12 protein-coding genes are annotated in these 12676 nt (G+C 73.8%); 7 read left to right on the top strand and 5 right to left on the bottom strand.

Annotated elements, in window-relative coordinates:
* Positions 1–11: 11 nt before the first annotated feature.
* Positions 12–608, top strand: a complete 597-nt coding sequence (locus ASE15_RS15650) for a hypothetical protein (RefSeq protein WP_082618504.1) — start codon at positions 12–14, stop codon at positions 606–608.
* A 316-nt stretch (positions 609–924) separates the two neighbouring features.
* The gene (locus tag ASE15_RS15645; RefSeq protein WP_056764286.1) at positions 925–2136 is read left to right on the top strand and encodes a GAF domain-containing sensor histidine kinase; all 1212 of its coding nucleotides are present in this window, start codon (positions 925–927) and stop codon (positions 2134–2136) included.
* Positions 2137–2183: 47 nt separating this feature from the next.
* Here the strand turns inward: ASE15_RS15645 and ASE15_RS15640 are convergent, their stop codons facing one another.
* Entirely contained in the window at positions 2184–3062 is an 879-nt protein-coding gene (locus tag ASE15_RS15640) for an alpha/beta fold hydrolase (RefSeq protein ID WP_056764283.1), read from the bottom strand.
* 86 nt (positions 3063–3148) lie between these two features.
* Between ASE15_RS15640 and ASE15_RS15635 the strand changes: the two genes are divergently transcribed.
* On the top strand, positions 3149–5101 hold the full coding sequence (locus ASE15_RS15635) for an AfsR/SARP family transcriptional regulator (protein ID WP_056764281.1): 1953 nt from the start codon (positions 3149–3151) through the stop codon (positions 5099–5101).
* 90 nt (positions 5102–5191) lie between these two features.
* Here the strand turns inward: ASE15_RS15635 and ASE15_RS15630 are convergent, their stop codons facing one another.
* Positions 5192–5860, bottom strand: coding sequence for a response regulator transcription factor (locus ASE15_RS15630; protein WP_056653332.1), 669 nt, complete (start codon positions 5858–5860; stop codon positions 5192–5194).
* A 141-nt stretch (positions 5861–6001) separates the two neighbouring features.
* Between ASE15_RS15630 and ASE15_RS15625 the strand changes: the two genes are divergently transcribed.
* Positions 6002–7675, top strand: coding sequence for a bifunctional phosphatase PAP2/diacylglycerol kinase family protein (locus ASE15_RS15625; RefSeq protein WP_056764279.1), 1674 nt, complete (start codon positions 6002–6004; stop codon positions 7673–7675).
* A gap of 130 nt (positions 7676–7805) precedes the next feature.
* Here ASE15_RS15625 and ASE15_RS15620 read toward each other — a convergent pair whose 3' ends face one another.
* A complete protein-coding gene (locus tag ASE15_RS15620; protein ID WP_056653338.1) occupies positions 7806–8420 on the bottom strand; it encodes a 1-acyl-sn-glycerol-3-phosphate acyltransferase in 615 nt (204 codons plus the stop codon).
* A gap of 179 nt (positions 8421–8599) precedes the next feature.
* Here ASE15_RS15620 and ASE15_RS15615 point away from each other — a divergent pair, with 179 nt between their 5' ends.
* The 3 genes from ASE15_RS15615 to ASE15_RS15605 all read left to right on the top strand — a co-directional run bounded on the left by ASE15_RS15615 (position 8600) and on the right by ASE15_RS15605 (position 10974).
* Positions 8600–9076, top strand: a complete 477-nt coding sequence (locus ASE15_RS15615) for a hypothetical protein (RefSeq protein ID WP_056653341.1) — start codon at positions 8600–8602, stop codon at positions 9074–9076.
* A 380-nt stretch (positions 9077–9456) separates the two neighbouring features.
* Positions 9457–9771, top strand: a complete 315-nt coding sequence (locus ASE15_RS15610) for a DUF4190 domain-containing protein (protein WP_197487085.1) — start codon at positions 9457–9459, stop codon at positions 9769–9771.
* A 198-nt stretch (positions 9772–9969) separates the two neighbouring features.
* On the top strand, positions 9970–10974 hold the full coding sequence (locus ASE15_RS15605; protein ID WP_056653344.1) for a cyclase family protein: 1005 nt from the start codon (positions 9970–9972) through the stop codon (positions 10972–10974).
* Here ASE15_RS15605 and ASE15_RS15600 read toward each other — a convergent pair.
* The gene (locus ASE15_RS15600; protein WP_235534473.1) at positions 10971–11642 is read right to left on the bottom strand and encodes a response regulator transcription factor; all 672 of its coding nucleotides are present in this window, start codon (positions 11640–11642) and stop codon (positions 10971–10973) included. The genes ASE15_RS15605 and ASE15_RS15600 overlap by 4 nt on opposite strands.
* On the bottom strand, positions 11633–12670 hold the full coding sequence (locus ASE15_RS15595) for a sensor histidine kinase (RefSeq protein ID WP_056653346.1): 1038 nt from the start codon (positions 12668–12670) through the stop codon (positions 11633–11635). Before ASE15_RS15595 ends, ASE15_RS15600 begins: the two co-directional genes overlap by 10 nt.
* Between the last annotated feature and the right edge of the window lie 6 nt (positions 12671–12676).

Here is a 12676-nt window from a genome sequence, read left to right as displayed (position 1 = left end):
AGACAGACGACATGAGTGCAACGATCGAACGCCCGGCCAGCTCGGCCCGCTCGGCCCGAGCAGTACGTGCCGTCCCCCACGAGGTCACCGGGGCGACCACGACCGCGAGCCTCGCGGTCCGCGGCACCCTCCCGACCCAGATCGTCCTGGGGATCTTCCGGATCGTCATGGGCTTCTACTTCGTGTGGGCCTTCCTCGACAAGACCTTCGGGCTCGGGTTCTCGACCCCCTCAGAGCGGGCCTGGATCAACGGGGGCAGCCCCACGGCCGGCTTCCTCGGCGGGGTCCAGGGACCGTTCGCGACCTTCTTCAACGGTATGGCCGGCGCGGCCTGGGCCGACTGGCTCTTCATGGCGGGCCTCCTCGGGATCGGGCTCGCCCTGATGCTCGGGATCGGGATGCGGATCGCGGCGATCGCGGGGACCGTCCTCCTCGGCTTCATGTACCTCGCGTCGCTGCCCCTGACCACCAACCCCATCATCGACAGCCACGTCGTCGAAGCCCTCGCGATCATCTCGCTGGCCATGATCGGCGCCGGCGACACCCTCGGCCTCGGCCGACAGTGGAAGAGCCTGCCGCTCGTCCGCAAGAACTCCTGGTTGGTCTGATCCCCGGTTCGGCGACGCGATCCGCTCGCCACGGCGATACACCCAGGTAGACGCGGGAATCACGGGGAACGCGAGACCCCGGCCCGCCCGACGGCCCTCCCGGTCACCTCCCGGAGGGCCGTCGCTCTTTCCCCGGCCGGTCGGCCACCCGCCGACCGGCCGGGGGCACACCCGTCGGAACCCGCGGCGGGTGCCGGGACTGTCCAGATCGAGGGGGTTCGTCATGGAATACCTGAAGACCCACCACCAGTGGGAGAGCACCGTCCCGGTCCTCCCGAGGCCAGCTCCGGTCCGTACATCTGACAGACTCACGTGGGTGACCGAGTCCCTCCCGTCCGCCGTCGCGCACCGCGTGCTCGACGCCGTCGTCGCCATCACGAGCAACCTCGACCTCGACACCGTGCTCCGCCGTATCGTCGAGGCCGCCATGGACCTCACCGGAGCCCGCTACGGCGCGCTCGGGGTCCGCGACGGCGACCGGCTGGGCCGGTTCGTCCCCGTCGGTATGGAGGACTCCGAGGTCGAGGCGATCAGCCACTGGCCCCACGGCCACGGCCTGCTGGGCGAGGTCATCCGGCACCCGCACCCCCTACGGGTCGACAAGATCGAGGGCTACCCCGCGGCGTCGGGCTACCCCGCGGGCCACCCGCCCATGCACTCGTTCCTCGGCGTGCCGATCCAGGTCCGCGACTCGGTCTACGGCAACCTCTACCTGACGGACAAGCGCGACGGCTCCCCGTTCACGCAGGACGACGAGGCCGCGGTCCGCGCCCTGGCCGCCGCCGCGGGCGTCGCGGTCGACAACGCCCGTCTCTACGAGGACGGCCGCCGCGTCGCGGTGCTCGAGGACCGCGAGCGCATCGCCCGCGACCTGCACGACGTCGTCATCCAGCGGATCTTCGCGTCCGCGATGACGCTCATGAGCACGACCAAGCACATCGAGAACGAGATCGTGCGCTCACGCGTCGAGGAGGCCGTGAACGACCTCGACGACACCATCCGGGAGATCCGCTCGACGATCTTCGCGCTCCAGGCCACGACTCCCCCCGAGGCGAGCCTCCAGGAGCGCCTGACCGCGGCGGCCGACGCCGTGACCCCCGCGCTCGGGTTCGCCCCCTCGGTCATCATCGAGAGCGACGACTCGTCGCTCGTGCCCGCCGAGGTCGCGGACCAGCTCGTGGTCGTGGTCGGCGAGGCGCTCACGAACGTGGCCCGGCACGCACGGGCCTCGCGCGTCGACGTGCGGCTCAAGGTCACGGACGACGCCATCACGCTGTCGGTGGTCGACGACGGGATCGGCTGCGAAGGGGTCGACGCGGGCGACCACCGCGGCGGGCTGCACAACCTCGCGACGCGCGCCGAGGCCCTGCGCGGGAAGCTCGCAGTGGGGCCCGCCGAGGCCGTGGCACGGGAGGTCGTGGGGGCTCGTGGGACAGGGGCCGACGCCGCGACGACGGGCGACGGCTCGTCGACCGCGGTCCCGACGGGCCGCGGGACCGCGCTCGTGTGGAGGATCCCCAACGCCTGAGACCCCGGTCCGGGCCGTGGCGGTTCGCCACGGCCCGGCGCAGGGGCTCACCGCGCGACGAGCTCCCGCAGCTCGGCGGAGATGCGCTCGGGCGACTCCTCGGCCATGAAGTGGCCCGCGTGCAGCGTCCTGTGGACGAGGTCGTCCGACCAGGCCGACCACAGCGCCTGCGCGTCGTACCCCAGCTCTGCACCCCAGTCCTGCTGGATCACGAGCGTCGGCATCGTCAGACGCACCCCCGCGGCCCGGTCCTCGCGGTCGTGCGCCAGATCGATCCCCGCCGAGGCGCGGTAGTCGGCCACGATCGACGGGATCGCCTCCCGGGACGCGCGGAGGTACTCCGTCCGGTACTCGGCGGGGATGGCCTCCGGGGCCGAGGTCCAGCCGTCGAGGAACGACGCGAAGAACGCGTCCGGGGCCCCGGCGATCATCGGCTCGGCGACACCCGGCGGCTGTGCCATGAGGTACAGGTGCCAGGCGACCTTCGCGTCCGCGCCGCGCAGGATGTCCCACATGTCCAGCGTCGGCAGCACGTCGAGCGACGCGAGATGGGTCACGGCGTCAGGGTGGTCGAGCCCCGCGCGCACCGCGACCAGCGCGCCGCGGTCGTGCCCGGCGAGCGCGAACCGGTCGAAGCCGAGCCCGGCGGCGACCGCGACGACGTCGGCGGCCATCGTCCGCTTGGAGTAGGTGTGCTCGTCCGCCTCGACCGGCTTGTCGCTCGCGCCGTAGCCGCGCAGGTCGGGGCAGATCACGGTGTGGTCGCGGGCCAGGTCCGCCGCGACGTGGCGCCACATCACGTGCGTCTCGGGGAAGCCGTGCAGCAGGACGATCGGCGAGCCGCTGCCGCCGACCGCGACGTTGAGCACGACGTCGCCCGCTCCGCGCAGCCGTCTGGTCGTGAACCCTGGGATGGAGAGAGTCATCGGGACTCCTTTCGTTCAGTCCCTCGAGCCTCGCGCCCGTCGATCAGCAACGGATCAGCAGGTGTCGTCGGGCGTACGGTGGACCGATGCCCTGCCCGCCGTCCCCCGACCCGCTGGGCTGGGTGACCCTCCGCGTCCTCGGCCCGACGGACGGGGCCCGCGCCGACGGCACGCCGCTGGCCCTGCACGGGGCCCGCCACCGGGCCCTGCTTGGCAGGCTCGTCGCAGCGCGCGGCCGCGCCCTGCCCGTCGCCGAGCTCTCCGCCGCGCTGTGGGGCGAGGAAGCCCCGCCGCGCGCGGTCGGTGCGATCCGCACCTTCGTCGGCGACCTCCGCCACACGCTCGAACCGGACCGCCGCCCACGAGAGCCTGCGCGCGTCCTCACCACGGTGGGCGACGGCTACGCGCTCCTGCTCCCCGACGACGCGGTCGACGGCCGCCGCTTCGAACGGGCGACCGACGAGGCCGCGGGCCGAGCACCCCGCGAGGTCGAACGATCGCTCGCCGCCGCGATCGCTCTGTGGCGCGGCACGCCCTACCCCGAGGCGGGCGACGCGCCCTGGGCCGTCGAGGAGCGTGCGCGTCTCACCGGGCTGCGCGACGTCGCGATCGAGCGGCGCGCCGCCGCGCTCCTCGCGCTGGGTCGGCCCCACGAGGCCGTGCCGACGTTGCGCGAGCTGGTCGGCCGGCACCCCCTCCGGGAGCGGGCATCGCTCCTGCTCGCGCGGGCGCTCGACGGCTCGGGGCAATCAGCCGAGTCGCTCGAGGTGCTCGGCACCGCGCGGGGCGAGCTCGTCGCCGTCGGGCTCGACCCCTCGCGCGAGCTCGACGACCTCCAGACGAGCATCCTCCGGCACGAGCGTCCGCGAGAGGACTCGGACGCGTTCTCCCGCGCCACCGAGGCCTCGACGCGCATCACCGACGCCCACTCCCGGCTGCGCCTCGAATCGACGGTCGCGCTGCTGCGCACCCTGGCCGTGTCCGGCGGCACGGGCCTCGCGGAGGCCCGCTCGCAACGGTCCGAGATCGTGGACGCGGTCGACCGCCTGGGCGATCCTGCGCTGGCCGCGCGGATCATCGGCGGATTCGACGTCCCCAGCATCTGGCCGCGGTCCGACGACGAGCACGCCTCGGCCGCCGTCGCCGCTGCGGCCCTCCGAGCCCTCGACGAGCTCGACCCCGACGGCACGACCGCCCGCGCACGGCTCCTCGCCGTCGTCGCCGTCGAGCTGCGCGGAAGTCGTACGAGGACGGGCCGGGCGTCTGCCGACGAAGCCGTCCGGCTCGCCCGGGGGCTCGGGAACCCCGAGCTGCTCTGCTTCGCGCTGAGCGCTGCCGTCGTCCAGCTCTGCGACCGGCCGGGACTCTCCGCCGAGCGCGACCGGGTCGCGGCCGAGATCGTCGACCTCGCACGGCGCCACGACCTGCCGACGTTCCACCTCCACGGACTCCTGGTGCGCATGCAGTCCGCCACCGCACGCGGAGACCTCGCCGAGGCTGCGTCGCTCGCTTTTGCCGTCGACACCCTCGCCGACCGCCACGAGCGACCGCTCGCCCGGGTCTTCACCCTGTGGAACGAGGCCGCCCGCACCGCTGCCCGGCACGATCCGTCGGCCGAGACCCGCTACCGCGCCGCGGCCGAGACCCTCGACGGCGCGGGGATGCCCGGCGTCGCCGAGGGCCTCCTCGCTCTCGCCCTCGTCGGCGTCCGGGCCGACGACGCGCCGCTCGACGACCTGCACGCAGGCGCCTACGACCCCTGGCTCGCCCCGCTCCGCCACGCTCGCGCCGGTGAGACCGCGGCCGCGGCCGCGCTCCTGGACGACGTTCCCGACCCCACGCCAGGCCTCCTCGTCGAGGCCCTGTGGAGCCTGGTCGCCGATGCCGCGACGCTCGCTGCGCACCCTCGTACGGCCGAGAGGTCGTGCCGGGCGCTCGAGCCTGCGCGCCAGGAGCTCGCGGGCGGCGCGACGGGGATGCTCGTGCTCGGTCCGGTCGCCGACCGCCTCACCTCGTGCGGCCACGCAGAGGACCCGTGACCCGTCGGTGACGAGGCGACCACCGACGAGGGTGAGGTCCGGTACGGACGATCGCTCCGTCGTCGGGCGATGCCCAGCGGGCCGTGCGGCTCAGCCGCGCGGGCGGTCCTCGGTGCGCATCTCGGTCGCGAGGACCGCGACCTGCGTGCGGCGCTGCAGCCCGAGCGTCGACAGGATGTGCGACACGTAGTTCTTGACGGTCTTCTCCGCGAGGAACAGGCGCTCACCGATCTGGCGGTTCGTCATGCCCTCGCCGATCAGGTCGACGATCTGCCGCTCCTGGGGCGAGAGCCCCTCGAGGCGGTCGACCTCCTGGGCCTGCGGCGTCCGCAGCCGGTCGAGGATGCGCGCGGTGCTCACCGGGTCGAGCAGCGAGCCGCCGCCCGCGATGGTCCGCACGGCGCCCACGAGGTCGGACCCGTGGATCTGCTTGAGGACGTAGCCCGAGGCCCCCGCGAGGACGGCCTGGAACAGCGCCTCGTCGTCCGCGAAGGACGTGAGCATGAGGCAGCCGATCTCCGGCATCTCGGAGCGCACGTCGCGGCAGACCTCGACGCCCGAGCCGTCGGGCAGGCGCACGTCGAGCACGGCGACGTCCGGTCGCACCGCACGGATGCGCGGCAGCGCCGACGCGGCCGTGCCGGCCTCGCCGACGACCTGGATGTCGTCCTCGGCCTCGAGGAGGGCGGCGACGCCACGGCGGACGACCTCGTGGTCGTCGAGGAGGAAGACCCGGATGGGGTCGGGGGTGGTGCCCATAGGGAGAACTTATCGGAGTTGTGTCAGAACGAGGGTGCCGGAGGAGCAGGAGGCCCGACGGCGCCGCTCCCGCAGGAGCGCAGGCTCGACGTCACAGCGCGCGGGCGGGCAGGGCCGGCGGGGCGGCCCTACGGTGGAAGGATGCCGTCGTCCTCCTCCGTCCCCGTCCGGAACCGTCGGCGGAAGCCCCGCTTCACGGGCCTCATCAAGCCCCACGAGGCCTTCCCCGCGATCGCCCGGCTCGACCGCCGCATGAACGAACGGACCTTCGGGCGACGGCTCGGCCCGCAGGCCGATGCCGCGCTCGTGCGGCTCTCGACGGCGGCGAACCACAGCGTCCTGTGGATGGGGCTCGGCGCCGGGCTGGCCGCGACGGGTGCCCGAGGGCGCCGGGCGGCGGTACGGGGCCTGGGGACGCTCGCCGTCGCGAGCGCGGCCGCCAACCTGCTCGGCAAGGGCCTGTTCGGTGGCGATCGTCCCGCCGCGGACGTGCTGCCGCTCGTGCGACGGCTGCGCCGCTACCCGACCACCCCCTCGTTCCCGTCCGGTCACTCGGCGTCGGCTGCCGCGTTCGCGACGGGCGTGGCCCTCGAGTGGCCCGCCGCCGGGCTGGTGGTCGCGCCCGTCGCCGGCGCGGTCATGTACTCGCGGCTGCACGTGGGGGCGCACTGGTTCTCGGACGTCGTCGGGGGTGCCGCGCTCGGGGTCGGGCTCGCTGTGCTCGGCAGGTGGCTCGTGCCCTCTCCCCCGGGCCCCGCACCCGACGTGCCCGCCGGGCCGCCCACCGACGTGCCCGCGCTGGCCGACGGCGAGGGCCTGTTCGTCGTCGTCAACACGTCTGCCGGGTCCGGGCGCCTCCTCAAGGAGGACCCGCTCGAGGTCCTCCGCCGTGACCTCCCCAGGGCCCGGGTGCACGTCCTCGCCGAGGGCGACGACCTGCGCGAGCTGTACGACCGCGCGGCCCGCGGCGTGCCCGTGGGGTCTGGTGGGGCTGCGGGCCCCGGCACGGAGTCCGACGACGTCCGCCCCGCCGTCGCGCTCGGGATCAGCGGGGGCGACGGGACCGTCTCGACAGCGGCTGCGGCCGCCCGGGAGCACGGGCTCCCGCTCGTGGTCCTGCCCGGCGGGACGCTCAACCACTTCGCCAAGGCGGCCGACCTCACGTCGATGTCGGCGACGGTCGACGCCGTCCGGACCGGTTCGGGCGTGAGCGTCGACGTCGCCGAGCTGCGCGTCGACGGCGAGGACCCGCTCACGGTGCTCAACACGTTCTCGCTCGGCATCTACCCCGAGCTCGTCTCGCAGCGCGAGCGCGCCGAGAAGCGCCTGGGCAAGTGGCCCGCGACCGTGTGGGCCACCTCGCGCGTCCTGCGCTCGGCCGCCCCGCTGCGGCTGTCCGTGGACGGCGTGGTCGGCTCCTACTGGTCGTTCTTCGCGGGCGTCAACAAGTACGTCCCGCAGAACCTCGCGCCCGTCGAGCGCATCCGGCTCGACGACGGCGTGCTCGACGTCCGCACGGGCCGTGCCGAGAAGCGCTACAGCAGGGTCCGGCTGTTCCTCGAGACCGTCGCGGGCGGTGGAGCGTCCTCGCTCGCGCAGCGCGTCCGGCCCCTCGAACGCCACCTCGCGGTCGACTCGTGGACGACGCCCGACCTCGCGCTGCGCTTCGGGGACGGCACGCCGCACGACCCGGTGATCCTCGCGCACGACGGCGAGACGCTCGAGATCGACGGCGACCGCGTCGTCGACGCGACGCTCACCATGGTGCGCGGCGGGCTCCGGGTCTACGCACCGACAGACCCGGCTGCGGGCTGAGGCCGAGCGGGTCCGGGGACGGCCCGTCTCCTGGACGAGGACGACGCGGCCGCCGCAGCCCCGTGACGGAAGCACCGCCGTCGGGCCGCGTGGTCCGAGGGGCCAGGATGGCCCGACGGCGCCGCCCCTGTCAGACCGTCGGGTCGCCCTCTGCGGCACTCGCCCCGCGGGCGGGCCGGTCCTCCTCGCGCAGGCGCGGCTCGGTGCGGCGCGACGGGTCGAACCCGGCCTTGTCGGCGTAGAACGCGCGGACGCGGCCCATGTCGGCGCGGACGTCGCCCGTGAGGTCGAGCGTGGGGCCCAGGCCCGCGGTCATGGTCGTGCGGTCGACGTAGCCCAGGGTCACGGGCATGCCCGTCTCGCGCGCGATCCGGTAGAAGCCCGACTTCCAGTACTCGCCCTTGCTGCGTGTGCCCTCGGGCGTGATGACGAGCGAGAAGACCTCGCCCGTGCGGACCCGCGAGACGATGTCGTCGACCACTCGGCTCGGGTCCGTCCGGTCCACGGGGATCCCGCCGAGGGCCCGCGCGAACGGTCCCACGACGCCCTTGAACAGCGTGTGCTTGCCGAGCCAGCGGACCTTGACGCCGACGCTCGCCGAGATCGCGAGCATGAGCACGAAGTCCCAGTTCGAGGTGTGCGGGGCGCCGATGAGGATGCCGGGGCGGTCGGTCGGGGGCTGCTCGGTGCGCAGGGTCCACCGGCTCACCGCCCAGTAGGCGCGCGCCAGCGCGCGGCGGATCATCGGGCTGCCTCGAGGGCTACGGGGTGGGACACGGCAGCAACGCTACCCGTGCGCACGGGCCGCGCCGGCGCCCCGCCGGAGCCGGAAGGACGGCCCCTGCGTGTGCCGTGGGCGAAATCTCCACGAGCCCTCCATGTCCTCCCTGTCTTTTCCCAGGTTCACCGGGCAGACTTCTCGGCATGACGTCGCCGAAGACATCAGGACCTGCCGCCCGGCTCGCCGCCGCCAGCTTCCTCGCACTCGCGATGATGCTGCCGCTGAGCGCGACCGCATCGGCCGCCGAGGTATCCCGGCTCATCGAGGACACGCAGTGTCAGGTCGACTCGATCGGCGAGGACCTCGAGAAGGCCAGCACACAGCTCTCCACGCTCCCCTCCGGCCTGCGCCTCGAGGTGGAGGACGCCGTCGCGAACGCCCAGGCCGCCACGGACGAGGCCAACGCCGCGCTCGCGCAGGCTGCGACCGACGAGTTCGGCGACGGACGCGCAGTCCTCGCCCTCACCGACGCCCAGGTCGCGCTCGACGCGGCCTCGGCCCAGGTCCGATACGTCGCCGACAAGACCGTGGCACAGGGCGCCGACGTCGGTTCGACGCTGCGCGACGTGCAGAACACGATCGACCACCTCCGGGGCGAGACGAGCCGCGCCGCGGCCTGACGCGGCACCTGACGCGGCGGCCACCTCGAGCGCCGAGCCCGCCTCGGCTCTGCCGAGAGCAGAGCCGCTGAGAACTTTTCACCCCCATGGGGAGAATTACCCCTGTGCAGGCGCGCCGTTTTCCTCCACAATGAGCACCGCACTCCCGTGGCACTCCTTGCCACGATCCCCACGCTCCCGACAAGGCTCGGGCGCGCGAGAGAAACGAGAAACCCCCGTGACCACTCCCTACGGCGCCCCGCAGGCCCCGCAGTCCGACCAGGCCCCGCAGTACTACGGCGCCCCCGTCGAGGACCCGGGCAAGACGCTCGGCATCGTCGGGCTCGTGCTCTCGATCATCGGNGCAAGGCTCGGGCGCGCGAGAGAAACGAGAAACCCCCGTGACCACTCCCTACGGCGCCCCGCAGGCCCCGCAGTCCGACCAGGCCCCGCAGTACTACGGCGCCCCCGTCGAGGACCCGGGCAAGACGCTCGGCATCGTCGGCTTCGTCCTGGCGTTCGTCTTCGCGATCGCGGGCATCGTCGTCAGCGCCATCGCCAAGAAGAAGTCCCGCGAGGCCGGCTTCGACAACCAGCTCGCCAAGTGGGGCCTCATCCTCAGCATCATCTTCACGGTGCTCGGAGCCATCGGCTGGGTCGTCTACATCATCGCCTTCGCCGCGCTGGCCGCGTCGGGCGAGCTCAGCACGTACTGACCTTCCCGGTCGCCCACGAGGCCGTCGTCCCCTTCCGGGGGCGGCNCGTCTACATCATCGCCTTCGCCGCGCTGGCCGCGTCGGGCGAGCTCAGCACGTACTGACCTTCCCGGTCGCCCACGAGGCCGTCGTCCCCTTCCGGGGGCGGCGGCCTCGCTGCGTCTTCCCGTGGGCCGCCCGCGGTGCGAGACTCCGGTGATGACCGAGCAGCGCGCGCACTTCGACGCCCACGTGACCTTCGCCAACGGTGGCAGCCTCCGCACGGAGGGCTTCCGCCTCGACGTCCCGTCGGGCGACCTCGTGCCCGACGACGTCGCTCGCCTCCTGGTCCGCCACCTGGGCCTCGCACTGGTCGGGTCGGTCGAGATCACGGGGCTGACGTTCGTCGAGGAACCGCACGTGGGGAGCCGTGGGGTCGGTCGCGCCGTCGGTGACGCTGGGGTCGGCGAAGGGGCCGGACCCCGCGAAGGAGCGGGCCGCGCGACGCGGCTCGTCGACCTGAGCCACACCGTGCGCGAGGGCCTCGTGACCTACCCGGGCCTGCCCGCCCCGACGATCACGCCGTTCCTGACCCGGGCGGACTCGGTCGCGAAGTACGCGCCCGGGACCCAGTTCGCGATGGACGTCCTGACCATGATCGGCAACACGGGTACCTACCTCGACAGCCCCTTCCACCGGTACGCGGGCGGGACCGACCTCTCCGGGCTCGAGCTGGAGTCGCTCGTCGGGCTGCCTGCCGAGGTCTTTCGGCTGAGCGAGGTCGTCGACCCCGCGCGGGGTGGTCGTCGCGGGATCGGCGCCGAGGTCTTCTTCGACCGCGACCTGGCCGGGACCGCGGTGCTGCTCCAGACCGGCTGGGACCGACACTTCGGCACCCCGGCCTACGGGGAGCCCGCGCCCTTCCTCACCGAGGCCGGCGCACAGCACCTCGTCGACGCGGGGGTCACGCTCGTCGGTATCGACTCGTTGAACATCGACGACACGGACCCAGTGAGTTCCGGCGGGGCGCGTCCCGCCCACTCGCTGCTCCTCGCGGCGGGGATCCACGTCGTCGAGCACCTGACGAACCTGGGTGCCGTGCCGTCGCGCGGTGCGCGGTTCACCGCCGTGCCGCCCAAGGTCGAGGGGTTCGGGACGTTCCCGGTGCGGGCGTTCGCGGAGGTCCCCCGCCACGTCGACAACCTGGCAGGTCAGGACAGCTAGCCCTGGGGGACGAGCCCCGCGGTGTGCGCCAGGACCGCTGCCTCGACCCGGTTGCGCACGCCCAGCCGGTCGAACAGTGCGCTGACGTAGCCCTTGACCGTGCCCTCGGTGAGGTGGAGCGTGGCGGCCACCTCCGCGTTCGAGAGCCCGCGCGCGATCGCGACGAGCACGTCCCGCTCACGGGGCGTGAGGCTGTCGAGGACGGCAGGACGGTCGACAGGGCGCACGCCGAGCCCCCCCGCAAGGTGACGGATGAGCCGCGCCGCGACGATCGGCGAGAGGCACGCTCCCCCGGCCGCGGCTGCAGCCAGCCCGTCCGTCAACGCCGCGGGGTCGCCCGACTTCAGCAGGAACCCGGCGACGCCGACGCGCAGCGCCCGGTCGACGTACGCGTCCTCGCCGAACGTGGTCAGCAGCACGACAGCAGTAGTCGGCAGCTGGGCCCGCAGGGCCTCGGCGGCATCGAGGCCGTCCTCGCGGGATGCCATGCGGATGTCGAGGAGGGCGACGTCCGGCCGATGCCGACGTGCCACCGCGACGGCGCCCTGACCGTCGTCCGCCTGCGCGACGACGTCGAACCGCCCGTCGGCCCCCAGCACCGTGCAGACGCTCGCCCGCACGATCGGGTCGTCGTCGGCCACCACGACGGAGATCCCGTTCAGAGCCACGAGCGCTCCCGCAGGTCGACGGTGCGGACCACCTCGTCGCCGTCGAAACAGATCTGGAGGGTGGCCATGGCGAGCGGGAAGTTGCCGTCCGTGTAGATCGCGCAGTCCCACCCATGCTCCGCGGCGGGGGCACGGACCGGGCGCAGCGGCGCCTCCCGCTCGGGCAGCTCGGCCTCGACGGCGGCGCGCTCCTGCCCGACGACGATCCCGGCGAACACGTCCTCGTCGAGCACGGCGTCGTGCGCCGCCCACGAGTACGCGAGCACGAGGCCCGTCACCACCACCGCCGCGGGCAGCAGGGCCTGCCGCACGAAGACGCGCAGCGCCGACGGCGGCAGCGGGAGATCACCGTCGGGCGCGACGGGACGGGCCGGGAGGCTCACCACGAGCACGAACGATCCGTCGCGCTCACCGTGGGAGAGCATCCCGCCCGCGGCGCGCACGCGTCGCTCGAGAGAGTCCAGCCCGAACGGCTCCCGGCCGTCGTCCGGTCGCGACCCGGCGGCTGCGAGACGGTTGAGGACCGTGACGCCGCGGGGAGAGATGTCGATCTGGACCGGCTCGGCGGGCGCGTGGCGGACAGCGTTGGTGAGGCCCTCCCGCACGACGGTCCGCAGGAGCGGTGCACCGGCACCGTCACCCTCGGCCCCGGTGAGAGTGACGTCGAGCCCCACCGCGCGTGCCGCGCGGACCAGGTCCTCGACGGGCTCCAGGGTGTCGTCGCGCAGCACGTCGACGACACGGTGGAGGTCCTGCACCGCGTCGTCGGCCTCGCGCCGCAGGTCCGCCGCGTCCGGGACGCCCGTCACCGCGAGCGCCGAGGCACGCAGCGCCAGGCGAGCGAGCCGGTGACCGAGCGCGTCGTGCAAGTCGTCCGCGAGGCGTGCCCTTTCGGCTGCCGCCGCCTGCACGACGGAACGGGCGTGCAGCTCACGGGCCAGCGAACGATAGCGGCGGACTGCCGCGACCGCGCCCGCGACGGTGAGAACGAGCACCGCCGTGGCGAGCAGCGCGAGGGGCGAGGGCATGGGGAT

It is taken from the genome of Oerskovia sp. Root22, assembly GCF_001429135.1.
GTDB classification, from domain to species: Bacteria; Actinomycetota; Actinomycetes; order Actinomycetales; family Cellulomonadaceae; genus Oerskovia; species Oerskovia enterophila.
The sequence above is the reverse complement of the archived record's forward strand: the minus strand, read 5'-3'. Positions and strand labels throughout refer to the sequence as shown.

What these genes read in the sequence shown, in the direction of transcription:
- ASE15_RS15595 (WP_056653346.1), bottom strand. Translation starts at nt 12,670, where the DNA reads ATGCCCTCGCCCCTCGCGCTGCTCGCCACGGCGGTGCTCGTTCTCACC.
- ASE15_RS15640 (WP_056764283.1), bottom strand. Translation starts at nt 3,062, where the DNA reads ATGACTCTCTCCATCCCAGGGTTCACGACCAGACGGCTGCGCGGAGCG.
- ASE15_RS15625 (WP_056764279.1), top strand. Translation starts at nt 6,002, where the DNA reads ATGCCGTCGTCCTCCTCCGTCCCCGTCCGGAACCGTCGGCGGAAGCCC.
- ASE15_RS15630 (WP_056653332.1), bottom strand. Translation starts at nt 5,860, where the DNA reads ATGGGCACCACCCCCGACCCCATCCGGGTCTTCCTCCTCGACGACCAC.
- ASE15_RS15635 (WP_056764281.1), top strand. Translation starts at nt 3,149, where the DNA reads ATGCCCTGCCCGCCGTCCCCCGACCCGCTGGGCTGGGTGACCCTCCGC.
- ASE15_RS15620 (WP_056653338.1), bottom strand. Translation starts at nt 8,420, where the DNA reads ATGATCCGCCGCGCGCTGGCGCGCGCCTACTGGGCGGTGAGCCGGTGG.
- ASE15_RS15615 (WP_056653341.1), top strand. Translation starts at nt 8,600, where the DNA reads ATGACGTCGCCGAAGACATCAGGACCTGCCGCCCGGCTCGCCGCCGCC.
- ASE15_RS15650 (WP_082618504.1), top strand. Translation starts at nt 12, where the DNA reads ATGAGTGCAACGATCGAACGCCCGGCCAGCTCGGCCCGCTCGGCCCGA.
- ASE15_RS15605 (WP_056653344.1), top strand. Translation starts at nt 9,970, where the DNA reads ATGACCGAGCAGCGCGCGCACTTCGACGCCCACGTGACCTTCGCCAAC.